The sequence below is a fragment of the Flavobacterium sp. ARAG 55.4 genome, from assembly GCF_051846875.1.
GTDB lineage: Bacteria > Bacteroidota > Bacteroidia > Flavobacteriales > Flavobacteriaceae > Flavobacterium > Flavobacterium plantiphilum.
This window is the reverse complement of the sequence record NZ_JBPYCT010000012.1, coordinates 46509-67041: the sequence shown is the minus strand read 5'-3', so window position 1 is coordinate 67041 and position 20533 is coordinate 46509. Positions and strand designations below refer to the sequence as shown.

At 34.2% G+C, this 20533-nt stretch carries 21 protein-coding genes; 17 read left to right on the top strand and 4 right to left on the bottom strand.

Annotated elements, in window-relative coordinates:
- Nucleotides 1–105: 105 nt before the first annotated feature.
- On the bottom strand, nt 106–2556 hold the full coding sequence (locus ACSV4D_RS13720) for a TonB-dependent siderophore receptor (RefSeq protein ID WP_439228703.1): 2451 nt from the start codon (nt 2554–2556) through the stop codon (nt 106–108).
- A 188-nt stretch (nt 2557–2744) separates the two neighbouring features.
- Nucleotides 2745–3152 carry a DUF1003 domain-containing protein gene (locus tag ACSV4D_RS13715; RefSeq protein ID WP_408082524.1) on the bottom strand — a complete coding sequence of 136 codons (408 nt, stop codon included), beginning with the start codon at nt 3150–3152 and terminating at the stop codon, nt 2745–2747.
- A gap of 173 nt (nt 3153–3325) precedes the next feature.
- Between ACSV4D_RS13715 and ACSV4D_RS13710 the strand changes: the two genes are divergently transcribed.
- The 5 genes from ACSV4D_RS13710 to guaB all read left to right on the top strand — a co-directional run bounded on the left by ACSV4D_RS13710 (nt 3326) and on the right by guaB (nt 8908).
- The gene (locus ACSV4D_RS13710) at nt 3326–4345 is read left to right on the top strand and encodes a quinone-dependent dihydroorotate dehydrogenase (protein WP_439228702.1); all 1020 of its coding nucleotides are present in this window, start codon (nt 3326–3328) and stop codon (nt 4343–4345) included.
- A gap of 108 nt (nt 4346–4453) precedes the next feature.
- Entirely contained in the window at nt 4454–5317 is an 864-nt protein-coding gene (locus ACSV4D_RS13705) for a hydroxymethylglutaryl-CoA lyase (protein ID WP_439228701.1), read from the top strand.
- A 116-nt stretch (nt 5318–5433) separates the two neighbouring features.
- A complete protein-coding gene (locus tag ACSV4D_RS13700; protein ID WP_439228700.1) occupies nt 5434–5940 on the top strand; it encodes a hypothetical protein in 507 nt (168 codons plus the stop codon).
- The gene (locus ACSV4D_RS13695) at nt 5937–7337 is read left to right on the top strand and encodes a DUF5723 family protein (RefSeq protein WP_439228699.1); all 1401 of its coding nucleotides are present in this window, start codon (nt 5937–5939) and stop codon (nt 7335–7337) included. The genes ACSV4D_RS13700 and ACSV4D_RS13695 overlap by 4 nt, the downstream gene beginning before the upstream one ends.
- A gap of 98 nt (nt 7338–7435) precedes the next feature.
- Entirely contained in the window at nt 7436–8908 is a 1473-nt protein-coding gene (gene guaB, locus ACSV4D_RS13690) for an IMP dehydrogenase (RefSeq protein WP_439228698.1), read from the top strand.
- A 90-nt stretch (nt 8909–8998) separates the two neighbouring features.
- On the opposite strand, the gene ACSV4D_RS13685 is transcribed toward guaB, so the two are convergent.
- Nucleotides 8999–9379, bottom strand: coding sequence for a PH domain-containing protein (locus ACSV4D_RS13685; RefSeq protein WP_408082518.1), 381 nt, complete (start codon nt 9377–9379; stop codon nt 8999–9001).
- 64 nt (nt 9380–9443) lie between these two features.
- Nucleotides 9444–10049, bottom strand: a complete 606-nt coding sequence (locus ACSV4D_RS13680; protein ID WP_439228697.1) for an NUDIX hydrolase — start codon at nt 10047–10049, stop codon at nt 9444–9446.
- 7 nt (nt 10050–10056) lie between these two features.
- Between ACSV4D_RS13680 and pyrE the strand changes: the two genes are divergently transcribed.
- The 12 genes from pyrE (at nt 10057) to ACSV4D_RS13620 (ending at nt 20522) form a co-directional block, all read left to right on the top strand.
- A complete protein-coding gene (pyrE, locus tag ACSV4D_RS13675; RefSeq protein ID WP_408082516.1) occupies nt 10057–10710 on the top strand; it encodes an orotate phosphoribosyltransferase in 654 nt (217 codons plus the stop codon).
- 10 nt (nt 10711–10720) lie between these two features.
- Nucleotides 10721–11113: an SRPBCC family protein gene (locus tag ACSV4D_RS13670; protein WP_439228696.1), complete on the top strand. Its 393-nt coding sequence runs from the start codon at nt 10721–10723 to the stop codon at nt 11111–11113.
- A gap of 755 nt (nt 11114–11868) precedes the next feature.
- Nucleotides 11869–12207 (top strand): P-II family nitrogen regulator, encoded by a 339-nt coding sequence (locus ACSV4D_RS13665; RefSeq protein WP_408082514.1) that lies wholly within the window; start codon nt 11869–11871, stop codon nt 12205–12207.
- A 36-nt stretch (nt 12208–12243) separates the two neighbouring features.
- Nucleotides 12244–13446, top strand: coding sequence for an ammonium transporter (locus ACSV4D_RS13660; RefSeq protein ID WP_408082513.1), 1203 nt, complete (start codon nt 12244–12246; stop codon nt 13444–13446).
- A gap of 228 nt (nt 13447–13674) precedes the next feature.
- Nucleotides 13675–13929 carry a heavy-metal-associated domain-containing protein gene (locus tag ACSV4D_RS13655; RefSeq protein ID WP_408082512.1) on the top strand — a complete coding sequence of 85 codons (255 nt, stop codon included), beginning with the start codon at nt 13675–13677 and terminating at the stop codon, nt 13927–13929.
- Between the two features lie 109 nt (nt 13930–14038).
- Nucleotides 14039–14368: an ArsR/SmtB family transcription factor gene (locus ACSV4D_RS13650; RefSeq protein WP_408082511.1), complete on the top strand. Its 330-nt coding sequence runs from the start codon at nt 14039–14041 to the stop codon at nt 14366–14368.
- Nucleotides 14369–14386: 18 nt separating this feature from the next.
- The gene (locus ACSV4D_RS13645; RefSeq protein ID WP_439228695.1) at nt 14387–14857 is read left to right on the top strand and encodes a DUF6428 family protein; all 471 of its coding nucleotides are present in this window, start codon (nt 14387–14389) and stop codon (nt 14855–14857) included.
- A 31-nt stretch (nt 14858–14888) separates the two neighbouring features.
- Nucleotides 14889–15521 (top strand): low molecular weight phosphatase family protein, encoded by a 633-nt coding sequence (locus ACSV4D_RS13640; protein ID WP_439228694.1) that lies wholly within the window; start codon nt 14889–14891, stop codon nt 15519–15521.
- 1 nt (nt 15522) lies between these two features.
- Entirely contained in the window at nt 15523–16590 is a 1068-nt protein-coding gene (arsB, locus tag ACSV4D_RS13635) for an ACR3 family arsenite efflux transporter (protein ID WP_439228693.1), read from the top strand.
- Between the two features lie 335 nt (nt 16591–16925).
- A complete protein-coding gene (nirB, locus tag ACSV4D_RS13630; RefSeq protein ID WP_439228692.1) occupies nt 16926–19433 on the top strand; it encodes a nitrite reductase large subunit NirB in 2508 nt (835 codons plus the stop codon).
- 90 nt (nt 19434–19523) lie between these two features.
- Nucleotides 19524–19901 (top strand): nitrite reductase small subunit NirD, encoded by a 378-nt coding sequence (gene nirD / locus ACSV4D_RS13625; protein WP_408082506.1) that lies wholly within the window; start codon nt 19524–19526, stop codon nt 19899–19901.
- A 33-nt stretch (nt 19902–19934) separates the two neighbouring features.
- Nucleotides 19935–20522, top strand: coding sequence for a DUF4202 domain-containing protein (locus ACSV4D_RS13620; protein ID WP_439228691.1), 588 nt, complete (start codon nt 19935–19937; stop codon nt 20520–20522).
- Nucleotides 20523–20533: the final 11 nt, after the last annotated feature.

Below are 20533 nucleotides of genomic sequence, written 5' to 3'. Positions count from 1 at the left end.
CATAAGAAGTCAAACCTAATATTCAAGCTGATTTTTATTTTTTTAAGATATAAAAACACCACTAGTTTGAATTGAACTAGTGGTGTAATTATGATGGTTTGAAAATTAAAATTTAATTGTAAGACCCGCAACGACGGTTCTTGGTGGTTGCGCTGTCAATGTTCCCTGGCCTGTAAAATAAAGTTCATCAGTAAGGTTGTCTACTTTTAATCCAATTCGATATCTGGGTCTGTCATAAAATACGGTAGCAGTTAGTAAAGTATAACTTGGTAAAGTAAATACACCTGTAGTTGCGGAGTTTCCGGTTAGATGTTTTCCAATATAATTTATACCTGTACCGATACCAAGACCTTGAATTTTTCCTTTATGAAAAGCATAACTAACCCATGAATTAACTAAAGTAGCTGGACCTGCTGATGCCGGACGTCTTCCCTCAAGTGCCGTTGTAGATTTTGTAAGTTTACTATCGTTATAACTGTAACCCGCAATTATATTTAATCCTTCAATAGGATTTGCAATCAATTCCAGTTCTACTCCTTTGCTTTTTTGTGTTCCGTTTTGCACCGTAACCACATAATTTTGTCCTCCAATATTTATTTCTTCAGGACGAGTCATATTACTTACCGAAATATCATAATAACTCGCTGTAAAACTCAATTTTCCTTGAAAAAGATCGGTTTTGATACCTCCTTCATATTGATTGGCGTGCTGTGGTTTAAAAGTTCCTGAAACGTTTGGTGCAGTTTGCGTTACTGGTGGTACGTTTGCAAATCCATTCATGTAATTTCCAAATAAGGAAATACGATCCGGAAGGATTTGGTAAACCAAACCAAATTTAGGTGATACAGCAGTTTGCATGTATTCAGAATTCGTCAAAAGAGTTGCAGTTGCTTGATTAATAGTTCCACGATTTTGAAAACGGTCCACTCTAAGACTCAGCATTCCCATTAATCTATCGGTAATATTTAATACATCTGAAGCATATACACTGTAAATATTAGCCTTAGTGTTGTTTTTAGTTGGTGTTGCTGTAGATGTTGCTAGTCTGCTCTCAACAGCTGCTTTAGATATTTTAGTATAGTTTGCATCTTGTGGATTCAAACCACTTACATTGTCAAAAACGATATACGGAGAATTATCATTATTAATAGTTTGATTTAAATAATCAAGACCAATTACCATTCTGTTACGTAATCCTAATAATTTAAAGTCTCCAATAAAATTTTGCTGTAAATCTGTTGCGGTATTAACCGTATTTTGTAATGATACATTGCGTTCTAACATTTCATCGCTTGCAGCTCCTCTTAAGAAAGAATAAAGATAAAATCCGTTTGATCTACGGCTGTTAGCTGAATAAATAGTTTGTGAGTTCCAATTATCTGAAAGTTTATAATTGATTTGCCCTTTGATGTTTACCGTTGGGTTCTTCATAACTAAATCATTACTGGTGAATGATCTTTTCCAGTTAAAATTTAATTCTGCCGGAGTAGTGGCTATATAGGGGCGTACTCTGTTTAGGAATATAGTAGCAGGACTTGTTCCTTCCAGCGAATAAAAGCTTGCAGTTAAACTCAGATTTAAACGCTCGCTGGAACGATATTCCAGCGTAGGAGCTACAAAAAAAGATCTTTTAAAACCGGCATCCTGAAAACTACTTTGATTTTGATAAGCAGTATTGATACGGAAAAATAATTTCTTTTCATTGTTAACAGGTCCGTATACATCAGCACTCAAACGGTTTAATCCATAACTGCCTGTAGTAAAATTAGCTTCTCCACCTAAAGTATCCAAAGGTTTCTTTGTTACGATATTAATTAATCCGCCAAAAGAAACTACTGCACCTCCAAAAAGTGTTCCGGATGGTCCTTTGATTAATTCAACACGCTCAATGTTAGCAGGTTCTATTTCTCCATTAGTTTGCGATGGTACTCCGTCAACAAAAGCGGCTTCTGTTCTGAATCCACGCATGGCATAAAAGGAAGCCCCATCACTGTTAATCCCTCTGTTATTTTGAAGTTTATAGACTCCCGGAGAATTTTTAAGGGATAAACTAAACTCTGTAACCATTTGTTCTGTTAAAAGGGTTTTAGGGATAGTGGTATAAATTTGAGGGTTTTCTAAATTGCTTAAAGGCATTTTAGCGGAAGTAGTGGTTTTTTTGACAGAGAATTTGTTGGTTCGTCCACCATTAATTACTACTTCTTCTAATTGTTGATTGTTTTCTGAAAGAATAAAATCCTGTATTTGATTTTCTCCTTCCTTTAAAATTATTTCACGTTTCTGTTCTTCTAAACCTACATAATTTACTATAAGTACATAATTACCTGCTTGAATATCTTTAAGGATATATTTACCTTTAGTATCTACCTGAGCAGATTTACCTCCTTCGATAGTAACATTTACAAATTCTGCCGGCTTGCCATCCTTTGTCGTAACAGTTCCTCTAATACTACTATTCCTGTGTTGAGCCAGGATAGTCAAATGTCCCATTATAATACTAATGGTTAATGCTAATTTAAATACTTTCTTTGTATTTATAAGACATACTCTTTTCATGTTTTTGTGAAATATTAATTACTATAAAAATACTTGTTAATGATTTCACAAAACTACAGTTTTTATTTAGACTTGTTTTAAATAATATGGTAAATTTTTTAATTTTTTTTATACTAAAAAACTGAAAGAATTAAATTTTCAATTCAATCCCGATATTACCCGATATTATTAAAAGGAAGTAATCAGATTCATGAATTGTTTTCTAACATTTTGATTATCTTATCTAATTTTTCCACTTCAATAGAATTAAGTTTTGCAGCCAATGCCTCAATTTCTATTTTAGCCTCTTTATTTGTTTGGTAATCTTCCTGAGCCTGGATACGGTCTCTTTCGTTTTGGCGGTTTTGCGCCATCATAATTATGGGAGCCGCATAAGCGGCTTGTGTGGAGAATAAAAGATTTAGTAATATAAAAGGATAGGGATCCCAATGTTTGCAATAAGCAATAAGATTAAGTCCCATCCATATCATTACAAATACGGTTTGAATGATTATAAAACTCCAGGAGCCCATTCCTTTTGCCACGCTGTCTGCAATTCTGCTGCCCCAGCTTAGATTATCACTATGTTTTTGATGCCAGTTTTTATTGATGTTCATTCTGTAATATTTTTATTTAAAAGTACTGAAAGTTTTGTTTGAAAACACATTCTGGTTGTTTCAGATCGTTAATTTTAATTTAAAAAATAGTAGAATGAGTTCTTAAAAAAAGCAGACCAATTATTTCTTATTCGTTTATATAATTCTATTTTTGCACCACAAATTAAAATCCTATGTATAAACAGCTTATCCGACCGCTATTTTTTTGTTTTGATCCGGAAAAAATACATCATTTTACATTCTCATTAGTTCGTATTACTTCTAAAATCCCTGGTTTTTCGGCTATTTATAAATCATTGTATGTTGTTAATGACAAAAGATTAGAAACGGAAGTCTTTGGTTTAAAATTTAAAAATCCTGTTGGACTTGCAGCGGGTTTTGATAAGGATGCCAAATTATACAAGGAATTGTCTCATTTTGGTTTTGGTTTTATTGAAATTGGTACCTTAACGCCAAAAGGTCAGGAAGGAAATCCTAAAAAACGCTTGTTCAGACTAAGAGAAGATTCAGCAATTATCAACCGTATGGGATTTAATAACGGTGGCGTAATGGAAGCCGTAGAACGATTAAAATCAAATCCGGGAGTTTTAATAGGGGGGAATATTGGTAAAAATAAAGTAACTCCTAATGAAGAAGCTACTTCGGATTACGAAATCTGTTTTGATGCGCTGTATAATTATGTGGATTATTTTGTGGTAAACGTAAGTTCGCCTAATACGCCAAATTTACGTGCCTTGCAAGACAAAGAGCCACTGACACAGCTGTTGCAGACTTTACAAAATAAAAATCTGGCTAAGCCAAAACAAAAACCAATTTTGCTTAAAATTGCTCCTGATTTGACCGATGAGCAATTATTGGATATCATAGATATTGTAAAAGAAACTCAAATTGCAGGTGTAATTGCAACCAATACGACTATTTCGCGTGAGGGTTTACAGTCAGAAAATAAAGCCGAAATGGGCGGATTATCAGGAAAACCGTTAAGCAAACGTTCTACTGAAGTAATTCGTTTTCTTTCTCAAAAAAGCAATAAAGCCTTTCCAATTATTGGAGTGGGAGGAATTCATTCGGCTGAAGATGCTATTGAAAAGTTAGATGCAGGCGCCAGCTTAGTACAGCTTTACACCGGTTTTATTTATGAAGGTCCGGCCTTAGTAAAAGCTATCAATAAAAAGATTTTGAGCAGGATGTAAACTAACTCAAAAAAAGATAAAAGTAAAAGCGTAATTCTTAATAAGGTTACGCTTTTTTTATGAGTTCTAAATTTTGCCACTTTGCAAGTTTTAGTATCTTTGAAATCTATGGAACCAATAAAAATTATAGAATGTCCACGTGATGCCATGCAGGGCATTAAAACTTTTATTCCTACCGAGAAGAAAGTGGCGTACATTCAGTCTTTATTGCGAGTGGGGTTTGATACCATTGATTTTGGAAGTTTTGTTTCTCCAAAAGCCATTCCGCAAATGCAGGATACCGCGGCGGTTTTAGATCAATTGGATTTGTCAGAAACTAAAAGTAAATTATTAGCAATTATTGCTAATACAAAAGGGGCTGAGATAGCAGCGCAATTTGAAGCAATTCAGTATTTAGGTTTTCCTTTTTCTATTTCCGAAAATTTTCAGATGCGTAATACTCATAAAACCATAGCAGAATCAATTGTGAGTTTACAGGAAATTCTGGAAATAGCATCTAAGAACAATAAAGAGGTTGTTGCTTATTTATCTATGGGGTTTGGGAATCCTTATGGAGATCCATGGAATGTGAATATTGTAGGGGAGTGGACAGAAAAATTAGCCGCAATGGGAGTTAAAATACTTTCGCTGTCCGACACAATTGGAAGTTCAACTCCGGAAGTTATACGGTACTTGTTTTCGAATTTAATACCGGCATATCCTCAGATGGAATTTGGAGCTCATTTACATACTACTTATGATAAATGGTTTGAAAAAATTGAAGCCGCTCATCAATCGGGATGTCGTCGATTTGATGGTGCAATTCAGGGTTTTGGTGGATGCCCTATGGCTAAAGATGAACTGACAGGGAATATGCCAACAGAAAAATTATTATCTTATTTTACCGCTAATAAGGAAAATATAAAACTGAATCCTCTGAGTTTTGAAAGTGCTTATAATGAGGCTTCAAAGTTATTTGGTTCTTTTTATTAATTATGAATTTTTATAATAAAACTTTCTGATTTTCGTTCTCTTAGTCTGAAAGTATTTGAATTCTTATGCTGAAAAAATATTATCTCTTTCAAATAACGTGTTGGGCATTTTTGATAATGTGCTCTTTTTCCTGTTCAAGTGATTTAAATTTTGATCAGGCTAATGATTTGAAATTAGAACCTGTAGTCGAAGGAAATCTGAGCTATTTTAATGTGGCAGCTACTGATTTTCTGGCTGATGATGGTTCAGAATATGATTTGGTTTTTGACTCTCAGGATTTTGATATTTTCAGAGACAGGTATCTCAATGATTATTTACAAAAAGCAGATTGTTATTTTGAAATTACAAATACTATAAACAGGCCTTTTAAAGCCGATATTGTTATGCTGAATAATGATGATAAGGTTTTGTACACTATCCCTTTTAATATTCCTGCTTCAACAGCAGCGCCAATTATAGTCAGCAAAACGGAGATTTTTGAAAATGCTAAATTACAATTGCTCAAAAATACCCGAAAACTTCAATTTGCATTGTCGGTAAAGTCCGGTCAGGCTTTTACCCCAAATACCACAGGAAATTTACAGTTACGTTCCAGTGCAACCGTATATTTAGAAATAGAATGAGAAAAATTGTTGTGGTTGGTTTCTTTTTAATTTCGCTAAATTGTTTCTCACAAAACAAACAATTATTATATAATTTTACGTCAGTTCCGCAATCGTTAATGACAAATCCCGGCGCCGATTTTAAATACAAATATTATTTTGGTATCCCTTTACTTTCCGGTTTTTCCTTTAAAGCCGCTTCATCCGGATTTTCAGCGTATGATTTGTTTGCCAATGACGGAGTCGATTTCAATCAGAAATTAAGAAATGTGGTGTATTCAACCAGCCGACGCGATCATGCAGCGGTAAACGAACAAATAGAAATTCTTAATGGTGGAATAAAACTTGGAGACTGGCTGGATAATAAAGGATATCTTTCTTTTGGTTTGTATCAGGAGTTTGATTTGTTTGCTTATATGCCAAAAGATCTGGCTATTTTAGCTTTAGACGGTAATCAGAATTATATTGGGAAATCTTTTAATCTGGCTGATTTAAGTGTAAAAGCTGAAGTCCTTACCGTTTTGCATTTGGGATTTCATAAAAATGTTTCCGATAAATTAACAGTAGGAGCAAGAGGTAAAATTTATTTTAGCAGTTTTAATGCAACTTCTACACAAAATTCAGGTTCCATAATTACTACTAATTCGAATACCACGGTTTATAATCAGATAATTAATTCAAATCTGGAATTGAAAACTTCAGGAATTTCAAAATATATAGCAGATGAATATGAGGGAGATATAGCCAGAGATATTCAGAAACAAGTATTGTTTGGCGGAGATATGGGTTTAGGTTTTGACTTAGGTTTTACTTATTATCCTAAAAAGAATACTCAGATTACAGCCAGTATTCTTGATGTAGGATTTGTAAATCATAGCAAAGACATTGAAAATTATACCTTGAAAGGGTATTACAACTACGAAGGGATTAATCCTGATTTCTCAAATACCAATGATCCGGAGAGCGTTTATGATGATTTTAGAGAAGCGATTCCTTTAGATACTTTATACAATAAATATACTACCTGGCGTCCTGTAAAATTAAATGCTTCTTATCAATACTCTTTTGGAAGAGCTGCTGATGAAGATTGTCTTTGTGTATCCGGAGAAAAAACATATAAGGATGCTGTAGGGGCTCAGCTTTTTGTGATGAGTACACCCCGAACTCCTATAACTGCATTGACGGGATTTTATCAGCGGCATATTTCTGATCAATTACATCTTAAAGCAACTTATACCTTAGACTCATATTCTTATACGAATGTAGGATTGGGACTGTCAGCTAATTTAGGAAAGTTCAATATGTATTTTATGGCTGATAATTTATTAGAATATCGTGATGTTTCTAAGGCGAATAGTCTTTCGTTCCAATTTGGATTTAATTTTATTTTCAAAGACAGTAATGAACCCCCTTATTGATAATAAGTATAAGCAACTGTTAAATAAATTGGATTTTGAATTATAAAAAGTCAAAATAATTTGCTATATTTGCACGCAATTCAACTAGAAATTGCAACATGATAGCACACAACTCAAAGATTATCGGAGAAGGTTTAACTTACGATGATGTATTATTAGTTCCTAATTACTCGCATGTGCTTCCTCGCGAAGTGAGTATCAAAACAAAATTTTCAAGAAACATAACGCTTAACGTTCCTATTGTATCTGCAGCTATGGATACCGTGACCGAAAGTTCTATGGCAATTGCTATGGCTCAAGAAGGAGGAATTGGTGTTTTACATAAAAACATGACTATTGAGCAGCAAGCTGCTAAAGTAAGAAAAGTAAAGCGTGCCGAATCAGGTATGATTATCGATCCGGTTACTTTGCCACTTAGCGCTACTGTAGCGGATGCTAAATCAGCAATGAAGGAATACGGTATTGGTGGAATCCCGGTTGTTGATGAAAATCAAAAATTAAAAGGAATTGTTACCAATCGTGATTTGCGTTTCGAAAAAAACAGTACCCGACCAATTATTGAAGTTATGACCAGTGAAAATCTGGTTACGGTTGCCGAAGGAACTTCATTGGAGCAGGCAGAAGTTGTTTTACAGGGACATAAAATTGAAAAACTTCCTGTTATAGATAAAGATAACACATTAGTAGGTCTGATTACGTTTAGAGATATTACTAAATTAAATCAACGACCAAATGCTAATAAAGATAAATTTGGACGTTTACGTGTAGCTGCAGCTTTAGGTGTTACTGCCGATGCCGTTGAAAGAGCTACAGCCTTAGTAAATGCTGGTGTTGATGCTGTTATTATTGATACCGCTCATGGACATACTAAAGGTGTGGTAGATGTTTTGAAATTAGTTAAAGCACAATTTCCGGATTTAGATGTTATTGTTGGAAACATTGCTACACCGGAAGCTGCCAAATATTTAGTTGAAAATGGAGCCGATGGAGTAAAAGTAGGAATCGGACCTGGTTCTATTTGTACTACCCGTATTGTGGCAGGTGTTGGATTCCCTCAGTTTTCTGCTGTTTTAGAAGTAGCAGCAGCTATTAAAGGCTCAGGTGTTCCTGTAATTGCTGATGGTGGAATTCGTTATACAGGAGATATTCCTAAAGCGATAGCGGCAGGAGCTGATTGTGTAATGTTAGGTTCGCTTTTAGCCGGTACTAAAGAATCTCCGGGAGAAACAATTATTTTTGAAGGAAGAAAATTCAAATCTTACAGAGGAATGGGTTCTGTGGAAGCAATGCAAACAGGTTCTAAAGACCGTTATTTCCAGGATGTAGAAGATGATGTGAAGAAACTAGTTCCGGAAGGAATTGTAGGTCGTGTACCTTACAAAGGGGAATTAAACGAAAGCATGCTGCAGTTTATTGGTGGACTTCGTGCCGGAATGGGGTATTGTGGTGCTAAAGATATTGCTACATTACAGGAAACGGGACGTTTTGTTCGTTTGACTTCAAGCGGAATTTCTGAAAGTCACCCTCATAATGTTACGATTACTAAAGAAGCTCCAAATTATTCCAGATAATCAGGCTTAAATTATACAAAAAGCTATCTTGAAGTGAGTAACTTTAAGATAGCTTTTTCATTTTCTGTAAAAAAAAAATATCAGAAGTCTTTATTTTAAAACGTGTGTTGCTAAAACATTGTGAACATCATACACATTCACTGATTTGTTGAATTGTTTTCTGATGCTTGGAACTTGTTCACTGGAAACCCAGATTTTCAATTCGGCTTCTAAATCAAAAGTCCCGGCGGTTTCAATGCTAAATCTTGAAATGCTTTTATAACTAATTGATTTGTATTCGACTTTACTTGCTGTTAAACCTTGTTTGTCAACTAAAATAAGCCTTTTGTTGGTGAAAATAAATACGTCCCGGATAAGTTTAAAACCCAGTTCAATTTCTTCGCCATTAATTAATAATTTTCCGTAATCTTTTAGTAAATCTTCCTGGCTGACCGTTCCTGCGTTTCCAAGTAATGCTGAAAATAATCCCATAGTTAAATATATTTAATCGTTAGTTGAAATCATTTATTTGGCAATCTGCTTTGTCCTGATAAAATTACAATTTTAATTCTTCTTCTTTTTCAAATAATAGTTTGATGTTTTCATAGGAGTTTTTCAGGATCTCGGGAATTGCATCAGGATGAATCCAGGCTACTTTTTCAATGCCTTCATCGAGTTGTCCCTGTGGTGTTCCTTCAAAATCAGAATGCATTTCAAACCAATGGGTAACTTTTAATTTATAAACACCATTACGTTTAAAAACATGATAGGTTTTTTGTAATTTATTGGTAATTCGTAACTGATTCACTCCGGTTTCTTCTTCTACTTCACGCATAGCGGTCTGTTCGATTTCTTCCTTTTTTTCGACACCGCCTTTAGGTAAATCCCATTTTCCATTTCGAAAGATAAATAAAACCTCTCCCTTTTTATTATAAACTAAGCCTCCGCCGGCTTTGTTTACAGGGATTTTAGATTTTAGAGTTTTCATAATCTCTTTCTCATCAGGATGGTAGAGATAGGCTTTTTGAATTTTATTTTGAAAGATTTTGATTATAATTTGCTTGATATCAATACTTTCTAATAAAAACAACTGAAAATCTGTCTCTCTGGAGATTTTATTTGTCAAAAAAAGTGGTTTGTCGTTAACAAAAACTTTATACATTTGTACTATGATTTTTAATAAAGATACAGCCGAAAAAACAGCCGAATTGCTTTTACAAATAAATGCAATTAAATTGAATCCTGAAAATTCTTTTACATGGGCTTCCGGATGGAAATCACCGATTTATTGTGATAACCGTCTAATTCTTTCATTTCCAAGCATACGAAATTATGTCAGAGATGAATTTGCAAAAAATATTGAGAAACAATTTGGGAAACCAGATGTAATTGCCGGTGTTGCTACAGGAGCTATCGGTATAGGTATGCTCGTTGCCGAAAGCATGGGGTTGCCTTTTGTGTATGTTCGTCCTGAACCTAAAAAACACGGTCGCCAGAATCAGGTGGAAGGCTTCCTGCAAAAAGGGCAGAATGTTGTAGTGGTTGAAGATTTAATTAGTACCGGGAACAGTAGTTTACTGGCTGTTGAAGCTTTACGTGCAGCAGGAGCAAATATTAAAGGTATGGCGGCTATATTTACGTATGGATTTGATGTTGCTGAAGAAAATTTTAAAAAAGCAAAATTAGATTTATATACATTAAGTAATTATCAGAATCTACTGAATTTGGCTGTGGCTAAAAGTTACATTACTGAAAAAGAAGAAAAAACTTTAAGAGAATGGAGTGTTACTCCTTCGACTTGGGGACAAGTAGAGACTAAATAATAAAACAATCATGAACTTAGAAAGTCCAAAAGTTAACGTTGAAAAATCGGCAGAGGAATTGTTTGAATTGTTGACTGACATGAAGAATTTTGAAAAACTGATGCCGGAAAACATTGCTAAGTTTGAAGTTATCGGAGAAGATTCTTTTTTGTTTGGATTAAAAGGGATGCCTGAAATTCAATTGAAGATTAAAGAAAAGATGGCTCCCAATAAAATTGTCTTTGGTTCTGCATCTGATAAAGTGCCTTTTACTCTTATAACTGTTATTGATCGTGTTTCTGCTAATTCAAGTGCTGTAAAATTAGATTTCGAAGGAAGTTTTAATCCCATGATGGCCATGATGGTAAAAGGTCCTATCAGTAAGTTTATTGAAACGCTGGTTACCAATATGCCAAAACTATAATTTCATTTTTTTAAATAATTTACACAACCCTTTTAGTCTCTGACTGAAAGGGTTTCTTTTTTTTGTAATAAATTAAAGAGATTAAAAAAACGGAAATCAATTCTCTGTTTGTATCGATTACTCTGTAATATGTTTTTTTGCTTTTATTGTTTGCTTCTTAAACAAACTGCTTTTAAAAACGTTTTCTTATATGAGCATTTTTTTTGTTTTTATATACAGAGCTGCTCTTTTTTTTGCTTTAATAGAAAAGCTTGTTTTTTTAAATATTTTGCTCTGTACCCTATTTTTTTTGACTCAAAACGTGTTTTTATGTTTAAAATTGTATTTTTTGCTCTTTTTTAAGTGTTAAAATTATATAATACCCCTATTTTTTAAGGGTGTCTATTCAAAATATATTGTGAATAAATCAAAATACATAAGTTGAAATTAAATTTTATCTATTATTTTGATTTGATTTTCGGTTATTGATAATTCTTTCGGATTTTGAGCAAAAAATATTAATTCTTTGACTTTTTTAAACCAAAAGTTAATAAATTCGCCATTATCAATAACAAAACAACAAAATATTAACAATATTCCAAAAAAGACAAAGCAGTAAAAATTAAAAAACATTCAACCAAAACTAAATTACAAATGAGAAAACAAGCTAATCCGAAAAACAAGTAGAAAATTTAAACCAAAATTTATAATTGAAAGACTATAAATAAATAAACAATAAAAAACTTTTACCATAAATCAATTTAAATCCACTTATTATGAAAAAAATCGAAGCAGTGATACGAAAATCAAAATTTGATGAAGTAAAAAAAGCTTTACACCAAATTGAGGTTAACTTTTTTACCTACTGGGATGTTACCGGTGTTGGTAATGAAAAAGAAGGACATGTATACCGAGGAATTACTTACAGTACTTCTGATATCCAAAGAAGATACATTTCTATTGTTGTTTCTGATCCTTTTTTAGAAAGAACTGTCGATGCTATTTTAAATGCTGCCGGTACCGGAATGGTAGGGGACGGAAAAGTATTCGTTTCTGATGTTATTGAGACATACCGAATCAGAACTAAAGAAAAAGGAACAGACGCTGTTAACTAAAACATTTTTTAAAATTAACTAATAAAAATATATATTATGGATACGAATGCTGTATTAGACTTAATGTGGGTATTGATCTGCGGAATTTTAGTGTTTTTCATGCAAGCTGGTTTTACTTTGGTAGAAGCTGGTTTTACAAGATCTAAAAACACAGGAAATATTATAATGAAAAATTTAATGGATTTCTGTATTGGTAGTGTTGCTTTCTGGGCAATAGGTTACTCTTTAATGTACGGAGATTCAATTAGTGGTTTTATAGGGACACCAAGTTTGTTCTTTGATTCTGCTGCTGATATGCACAGTTTATTCTTTCAGACTGTTTTTGCTGCAACTGCTGCAACTATCGTTTCAGGAGCGATTGCTGAAAGAACAAAATTTACAACATACTTATTTTTCTCTTTATTGATGACATTAGTAATCTATCCTATCTCAGGAAGCTGGGTTTGGAACGGAGGCGGATGGTTAGCTGAAATGGGCTTTACTGATTTTGCGGGATCAACTGTTGTGCACTCTTTAGGAGGATGGGCTTCTTTGGTTGCTGCTGCAATGGTAGGACCTAGAATTGGAAAATATAATGCAGACGGATCTTCAAACGCAATACCTGGGCACAATATTGTTTTAGGTGCTTTGGGAGTGTTTATTCTTTGGTTAGGCTGGTTCGGATTTAATCCGGGTTCTCAGTTAGCTATTTCTGGAGACAATGCTTTAGCAGTTGCAGGAGTATTCATTACAACAAATTTAGCAGGTGCAGCCGGAGCTTTAGCAGCAATGTTTGTTACTTGGATTATTTATAAAAAACCGGATGTTTCAATGACGTTAAACGGTGTTTTAGCAGGACTTGTAGGTGTAACTGCTGGATGTGCTGCTGTAAGTGCGATGGGAGCTTTCTGGATTGGATTGATTTGTGGTATAGCCGTTGTATTCTCTATTGAATTTATTGATAAAAAACTTAAAATTGACGATCCTGTAGGAGCTGTTTCTGTACACGGTGTATGTGGTGCTTTAGGTACTATCCTAGTAGGTGTGTTTGCTACCGATGGAGGTTTGCTTTATGGTGGTGGATTTGAGAAATTAGGTGTTCAGGTAACTGGGGTAGTTGCAATAGGTGCATGGGCGATGGTGACTACTTTTATTATCCTTTTTATCCTTAAAAAATTAATGGGACTAAGAGTTACTAAAGAAGAAGAAATTGACGGATTAGATATTCACGAACATGGTTCAAATGTTTACAATGACTAAAAAGTAATTCCTTTTTAAATACTAAAAAAACCATAACATTTTTATGTTGTGGTTTTTTTATTTTAGAGCAGTTCCTAAGTATAGAAACAGAAAAGAATGTTAATATAACTCGAAAAATTCACAAAAATTTGAGACTGTAATTAAAAGTTAATCCGTGATAAATGTTTAAATTTAACTGATACAAACTATGTCACTACGATAATAGTACTAATTTAAAATATAAAAATCATGAGTTTATTGACAGATAATGTTATTCCCGGAGAACACGGAAAAGTGTTTGGTACTGATGCTAAAGAAGACAGCGAATTAAAGGCAATCAGAGAAAATCTTTTAAAATTGGATGGAATCACTGAGGTACAACTTAATAATTCCATTTTTCCCAGAGAATTTACCGTACTTACAAACAAAGTAATTAGTATTGATGAGATTGAAAAACGCGTTAAATCAATTGGTTTTCATGCCATTCCTAAACAAGTAATCTAACATATACAAACTCCTTTAAAGAATTCATTTTAAAGGAGTTTTTTTATTTTAAAAATTAAAATTGCAGTTTGATTTTATTATCGTAATATTGCAATATAAAAATATAACGATGGGTATTACTAAAAGTGAAAATTTTACAGAAGAGCAAAATCAATTGTCCGGCTTGGCTAAAGCTATTGGTCATCCGGCCAGAATAGCCATTATACAGTATTTAATTAAAGTGAGGAGTTGTATTTGCGGAGATATTGTAAATGAACTGCCACTGGCTCAGCCTACAGTATCCCAACATTTGAAAGAACTGAAAAATGCAGGTTTGATTAAAGGAAATCTTGAAGGAAATGCTATTTGTTATTGTCTGGACGAAGAAGGTTTTAGAAAAATAAAATCTTTTTTTGAAAGCTTAGACAGTTATTTTGATAATACTAATCAATGTTGTTAAATTTAAAATTATAAAGTCATGAACTTATCAGAAATCAAGCATATATTAGGCAGTATAAATCATGTTGATTTTGTGTTAGAAAATGGAACTGCTGTTCCGGAACATTTTCATGTAACTGAAATAGGACTAATAAATAAAAAATTTATTGACTGTGGAGGTATAGTCAGAAATGAAAAGAAAGTTAATTTTCAGCTTTGGGATGCTAATGATTTTGAGCATCGTTTAAAACCTGCGAAACTTTTAAATATTATTGCATTATCTGAAAAGATATTGGGAATTGAAGATTCTGAAATAGAAGTCGAATACCAATCAACTACAATCGGCAAGTACGATTTAGACTTTGATGGAAAAAACTTTATTCTGTTAAACAAAAAGACTGCCTGTTTAGCTGTAGAGCAATGTGGGATTCCTCAGGAAAAACAAAAAGTAAAAGTAGGCGAAATTACAATTCAATCTCAGAGTTGTACACCTGGAGGCAGTTGTTGCTAAATAAATTCACTTTAAACTCAAAACATTAAAAATGACTGCAACTCAAACGGAGCTCTTTTCAAAAATTGAAAAAGTAATTCAGAATTTTAATTTCGAAAATATAGCTGAAGATCGAAAATTGGTATTACAACCTTTGGTAGATTTTATCCAGAATAAAGTAAACAACAATCAGGAAATAAGACTAAATTTAATATGTACCCATAATTCCAGAAGAAGCCATTTATCGCAAGTCTGGGCACAAACAGCTGCGGCTTATTATGATGTTAAAAATGTATTTTGCTATTCCGGCGGAACCGAGGCTACTGCTTTATTCCCAATGGTAGCTCAAACCTTGACCAATCAAGGATTCCAAATTACGATTATTGAAGAAGGAGTGAATCCTGTTTATAGTATTAAATTTTCAGAAAATGCGCATCCCGTTATAGGATTTTCTAAAACCTATGATGATAGCTTTAATCCGCAATCTCAATTTGCTGCAATTATGACCTGTTCTCAGGCCGACGGAGGTTGTCCTTTTATTGCAGGTGCAGAAAAACGTATTCCAATAACTTTTGAAGATCCCAAAGCTTTTGATAATATACCGCAACAGGCTGAGAAGTACGAAGAAAGAAGTATTCAGATTGGTACCGAGCTCTTTTATGTTTTTTCACAAATAAAAAAATAATATGTCAGTTACAAATTGTGCTCCGGCATTTAAAAGAAAAAAACTTAGCTTTTTAGACCGTTATCTGACTCTTTGGATTTTCTTGGCGATGGTTTCTGGGGTTCTTATTGGTAATTTTTTTCCTTCCAGCGGATCGTTTATTAATTTCTTTTCCAGCGGAACAACTAATATTCCGCTGGCTGTCGGATTGATTCTTATGATGTATCCTCCGTTAGCCAAAGTAAAATACGAAGAAATGGGAGCTGTCTTTAAAAATATCAAAATATTGACTGCTTCGCTGTTTCTCAATTGGATTATAGGTCCTGTTTTGATGTTTCTACTGGCACTTGTTTTTCTAAAAGACTATCCGGAATATAGGATTGGTGTCATCTTAATTGGTTTGGCCCGATGTATCGCTATGGTGGTGGTGTGGAATGACCTTGCTGAAGGAAATCGCGAATATGCAGCAGGCCTTATTGCTTTAAACAGTATTTTTCAGGTGGTGCTGTATAGTGTTTATGCCTATGTATTTATCACGGTTTTGCCTCCTTATTTTGGTTTTTCAGGATTTGAAGTTGCTATTAGTATTGCTCAGATTGCCGAAAGTGTTGCTGTTTATTTAGGGATTCCGTTTGCCTTAGGAATCATTAGTCGTTATAGTCTGATTTACTTTAAAGGTAGTGAATGGTTTCAACAGAAATTTATACCTATGATTTCTCCAATAACATTAATCGCTTTGTTGTTTACTATTGTAATTATGTTTAGTTTAAAAGGAGTATTAATTGTTCAGATTCCGATGGATGTGGTTCGAATTGCAATTCCATTGGTGATTTATTTTGTAATTATGTTTATCATAAGTTTTTTTACAGGAAAATATTTTGGAGCCGATTATTCTAAAAGTACCGCTATTGCCTTTACGGCGACGGGAAATAATTTTGAATTGGCTATAGCAGTGGCTATTGGTGTATTTGGTATCAATAGCGGACAGGCTTTTGCAGGTGTTATAGGACCTTTGGTGGAAGTTCCGGCTTTAATCGCATTGGTAAATGTAGCATTCTGGTTCCAAAAGAAATATTTTGTTACCAATTAAGTAGTCGTACTTAATCAGATTTATTTCAGTTATAATAAAAGCATTCGTTAATAAGTATTTTTAGGAGCTTATTTCGAATGCTTTTTGTGTGAAAGTGTTTTTTTAAAGCATTTTTAGGTTTTATTCTTTTGTGAAATCATAAAAACAGCTATACATACAGGATAAACAGCTTTGAATCATTAGAAAATTAAAAAAACAACCACCCTTTTTTACATATTTTATATTTTAACACCTTCCTTTTCATAATATCTTAATTCAGAGCAAAAAATAAAAATTAAGTATATTAGTTAAGTATTTATACGTATATTTGCTTCGTAATACTTAATAATGATATTATGATAAAAATAATTGTAGTCGGAAACGGCATGGTGGGTTTCAAGTTTTGCGAAAAATTCGTTTCAAAATCTGGACAGGAAAAATATCAAATTACCGTATTTGGTGAAGAGCCTAGACGTGCTTATGACCGTGTTCACCTTAGTGAATACTTTGCAGGAAAGTCAGCTGATGATTTATCAATGTCAACTGCAGCATGGTACGAAGAAAATAATATCATATTAAATACCTCTGAATTAGTTACTGATATTCATAAAGAAAACAAAACTATTACAACGCATCTGGAGAAAACGCATTCTTATGATTATCTGGTATTGGCTACCGGTTCAGCTGCTTTTGTTCCGCCAATTGAAGGTGTGGAGAAAGAAGGTGTTTTTGTTTACAGAACAATAGAAGATCTGGATGCTATTATGGCTTACGCCAAAAAAATAAAGCAAAACGGTGCGACTGAAGCTGCGGTTTTAGGAGGAGGCTTGCTTGGACTGGAAGCTGCAAAGGCAGTACGTGATTTAGGATTGAATCCTCACGTGGTGGAATTTGCTCCGCGTTTGATGCCAAGACAATTAGATAAAGGTGCCAGTAATATGCTTCGTTCTAAAATTGAAGAACTGAATATTAAAATACATCTAAGTAAATCTACTCAGTTTATTGACGGTGATGATTACATTACCGGAATGATGTTTGAAGAAGAAGAACTTTTAAAAGTGGATATGCTTGTGATTTCAGCAGGTATCAAACCACGTGATGAACTGGGAAGAGGAGCAGGTCTTGAAGTTGGTGTTCGTGGCGGAGTTGTGGTAAACAACAAAATGCAGACTTCCGACCCAAATATTTTTGCTATTGGAGAAGTTGCTCTATACAACCACATGATTTACGGACTTGTTGCTCCGGGTTATGAAATGGCCGATGTGGCTGCTGAGCAAATTTTGCAAGGAGAGAAAACCATGAGAGAGAGTATTGATATGTCGACTCAGTTAAAATTAATTGGCGTTGAGGTAGCAAGCTTTGGTGATCCATTTATAGAACATCAGGAAGGAACCCCTATTGTTTATGAAAATAAACTAAACGGAATCTACAAAAGAATCAATATTTCTAAAGACGGAACGAAACTTTTGGGTGGGATTTTAGTAGGTGATTCAAGCGATTACAATACTTTATTTCAGATTTACAGCAACGGAATGGCGATTCCTAAAAACCCGGAAGATTTAATTCTGGGTGCCAGAGGAGGAGAGTCTTCTTCTATGGGAAGCGCTATGGATTTGCCGGATACAGCCGTAATCTGTTCTTGTGAGAATGTTACTAAAGGTGCTATTTGCTGTTCTATTACTGACGGAAGCTGTGAAACTTTTGGTGATGTGGTAAAAGCAACCAAAGCAACTTCGGGTTGTGGTGGTTGTAAGCCAATGGTTGCCGACTTAGTAAAAGAAGCTCAGAAATCATTAGGAAAAGAGGTGAAAGATGTAGTTTGTGAGCATTTTGCTTACAGCCGTCAGGAATTATTTGATATTGTAAAAATCAATAAATTCACCAATCATAACGAAGTGTTAGGGACTATAGGAAAAGGAGATGGTTGTGAAATTTGCCGTCCTGTATTATCATCTATTTTCTCCAGTATTTATAATGATACTGCTAACAAACACGTAACTTCTCAGGATTCCAACGATAGATTTTTAGCTAATATTCAAAGAAACGGAACCTATTCTGTTGTGCCAAGAATGGCTGGTGGTGAAGTAACTGCCGAGAAATTAATCGCAATAGGTGAAGTAGCGAAAGAATACAATTTATATACTAAAATAACCGGAGCACAACGTGTGGATTTATTTGGTGCCGAACTAAATGATTTGCCGGCTATCTGGAAAAAATTAATTGACAAAGGTTTCGAAAGTGGTCATGCTTATGGGAAATCTTTAAGAGCAGTAAAAAGTTGTGTAGGAAACGCCTGGTGCCGTTACGGTATGGACGACAGTACCACATTGGCCATCGAACTGGAAAACCGTTACAGAGGAATTCGTTCTCCGCATAAATTAAAAGGAGGTGTTTCTGCCTGTATCAGAGAATGTGCAGAAGCCAGAGGGAAAGATTTTGGAGTGATTGCGGTTGAAGGCGGGTGGAATCTTTATATCTGCGGAAATGGTGGAGCTAACCCAAAGCACGCAGTACTTTTAGCAGAACAAATTGACAAAGAAACTGTCTTTAAATACATGGATCGTTTTCTTATGTACTACATCCGTACTGCGGGACCACTGGTTAGAACTTCTACCTGGTTAGAAAAACTGGAAGGCGGACTTGATTATCTTAAAAATGTAATCATCAACGACAGTCTGGGAATCAACGAAACGCTGGAAGCTGAAATGCAACAATTAGTAGATACTTTCGAATGTGAGTGGAAGCAGGCAATCGAAGATCCGGAAATGATGAAACGTTTCAGACATTTTACAAATTCAGATGATCGTGATGAGACAATTGAATACATCCCGCTTAGAGATCAAAAAATGCCTGTAGCCTGGTAATATTTTCAAAAGAGTAGTTTATAATTTAAGGAATTATTTGTTTTCCTGATGCATTTAAAATCAGGAAAATAAAATCAAAAATAAGATGACATGGAAAATATATTAAACAAATATGAATCAGTAACTCCGGATAATGTAAAAGTATGGTTTAACGCCGGAAAAACTGCCGATTTTCCAGCTGATGGAGGTGGATGTGTGAAATACAAAGACAAACAAATTGCTGTGATAAACTTTGAAAGAAGAAATGAATGGTATGCCTGTCAGAATTTGTGTCCTCATAAAATGGAGATGGTACTTTCAAGAGGAATGATAGGTTCAGTTGATGAATTGCCTAAAATTGCCTGTCCCATCCACAAGAAAACTTTCTCTTTGAAGGACGGAAGTAACTTAAGCGGTGATGATTTAAAAATTGCAACCTACCCTGTGAAAATTGTGGAAGACGAAGTATTGATTGGGTTTATGGATTAAATATGTATCTTTGAAATATCAAAAATACACCAAATGACAACTACACCATTTCAACAGGCAAGCCAATGGATTGATGCCGAAAATGCACAGGATCCAAACATAGAAACACACGAATCCATAAGTTTTCCTAAAGAACTGTTATACTCTGACAGGATGTATAAAAGACTTATGGATTTTTGTCCTGATGCTTCTGAAGAGGTTCAGATTGCTGCCAAAGCGCAACACATTTGCCGTTGGAAAATAGCCAGAGAATCTTACCCTATGGATCGAGTGGGCTATTTAAAATGGCGAGAGGATTTAAAAAAATTCCATGCTAAAACTACAGCAGGAATTCTGGAAAAAGCGGGATACAATGCTGAATTTATTGCCAGGGTTTCTTTCTTAATCGAAAAAAAATTACTTAAAAAAGACGAGGAAACACAATTACTGGAAGATGTAATCTGCCTGGTTTTTTTAGAGTTTTATCTTGAACCTTTTGTCGAAAAACACGATACCGAAAAACTCAAAAATATTATTCTGAAAACCTGGAATAAAATGTCGGACAAAGGACATCAGGCCGCCCTGAAAATTAATTACACTCCTTCTAATCTTCAATTAATTAAAGACGCTCTGGGATTGTAATTAGACTCCAT

Excerpts from the sequence above, each read along its gene's own strand:
- ACSV4D_RS13720 (WP_439228703.1), bottom strand. The coding sequence starts at position 2,556 with ATGAAAAGAGTATGTCTTATAAATACAAAGAAAGTATTTAAATTAGCA.
- ACSV4D_RS13715 (WP_408082524.1), bottom strand. The coding sequence starts at position 3,152 with ATGAACATCAATAAAAACTGGCATCAAAAACATAGTGATAATCTAAGC.
- ACSV4D_RS13710 (WP_439228702.1), top strand. The coding sequence starts at position 3,326 with ATGTATAAACAGCTTATCCGACCGCTATTTTTTTGTTTTGATCCGGAA.
- ACSV4D_RS13705 (WP_439228701.1), top strand. The coding sequence starts at position 4,454 with ATGGAACCAATAAAAATTATAGAATGTCCACGTGATGCCATGCAGGGC.
- ACSV4D_RS13700 (WP_439228700.1), top strand. The coding sequence starts at position 5,434 with ATGTGCTCTTTTTCCTGTTCAAGTGATTTAAATTTTGATCAGGCTAAT.
- ACSV4D_RS13695 (WP_439228699.1), top strand. The coding sequence starts at position 5,937 with ATGAGAAAAATTGTTGTGGTTGGTTTCTTTTTAATTTCGCTAAATTGT.
- guaB (WP_439228698.1), top strand. The coding sequence starts at position 7,436 with ATGATAGCACACAACTCAAAGATTATCGGAGAAGGTTTAACTTACGAT.
- ACSV4D_RS13685 (WP_408082518.1), bottom strand. The coding sequence starts at position 9,379 with ATGGGATTATTTTCAGCATTACTTGGAAACGCAGGAACGGTCAGCCAG.
- ACSV4D_RS13680 (WP_439228697.1), bottom strand. The coding sequence starts at position 10,049 with ATGTATAAAGTTTTTGTTAACGACAAACCACTTTTTTTGACAAATAAA.
- pyrE (WP_408082516.1), top strand. The coding sequence starts at position 10,057 with ATGATTTTTAATAAAGATACAGCCGAAAAAACAGCCGAATTGCTTTTA.
- ACSV4D_RS13670 (WP_439228696.1), top strand. The coding sequence starts at position 10,721 with ATGAACTTAGAAAGTCCAAAAGTTAACGTTGAAAAATCGGCAGAGGAA.
- ACSV4D_RS13665 (WP_408082514.1), top strand. The coding sequence starts at position 11,869 with ATGAAAAAAATCGAAGCAGTGATACGAAAATCAAAATTTGATGAAGTA.
- ACSV4D_RS13660 (WP_408082513.1), top strand. The coding sequence starts at position 12,244 with ATGGATACGAATGCTGTATTAGACTTAATGTGGGTATTGATCTGCGGA.
- ACSV4D_RS13655 (WP_408082512.1), top strand. The coding sequence starts at position 13,675 with ATGAGTTTATTGACAGATAATGTTATTCCCGGAGAACACGGAAAAGTG.
- ACSV4D_RS13650 (WP_408082511.1), top strand. The coding sequence starts at position 14,039 with ATGGGTATTACTAAAAGTGAAAATTTTACAGAAGAGCAAAATCAATTG.
- ACSV4D_RS13645 (WP_439228695.1), top strand. The coding sequence starts at position 14,387 with ATGAACTTATCAGAAATCAAGCATATATTAGGCAGTATAAATCATGTT.
- ACSV4D_RS13640 (WP_439228694.1), top strand. The coding sequence starts at position 14,889 with ATGACTGCAACTCAAACGGAGCTCTTTTCAAAAATTGAAAAAGTAATT.
- arsB (WP_439228693.1), top strand. The coding sequence starts at position 15,523 with ATGTCAGTTACAAATTGTGCTCCGGCATTTAAAAGAAAAAAACTTAGC.
- nirB (WP_439228692.1), top strand. The coding sequence starts at position 16,926 with ATGATAAAAATAATTGTAGTCGGAAACGGCATGGTGGGTTTCAAGTTT.
- nirD (WP_408082506.1), top strand. The coding sequence starts at position 19,524 with ATGGAAAATATATTAAACAAATATGAATCAGTAACTCCGGATAATGTA.
- ACSV4D_RS13620 (WP_439228691.1), top strand. The coding sequence starts at position 19,935 with ATGACAACTACACCATTTCAACAGGCAAGCCAATGGATTGATGCCGAA.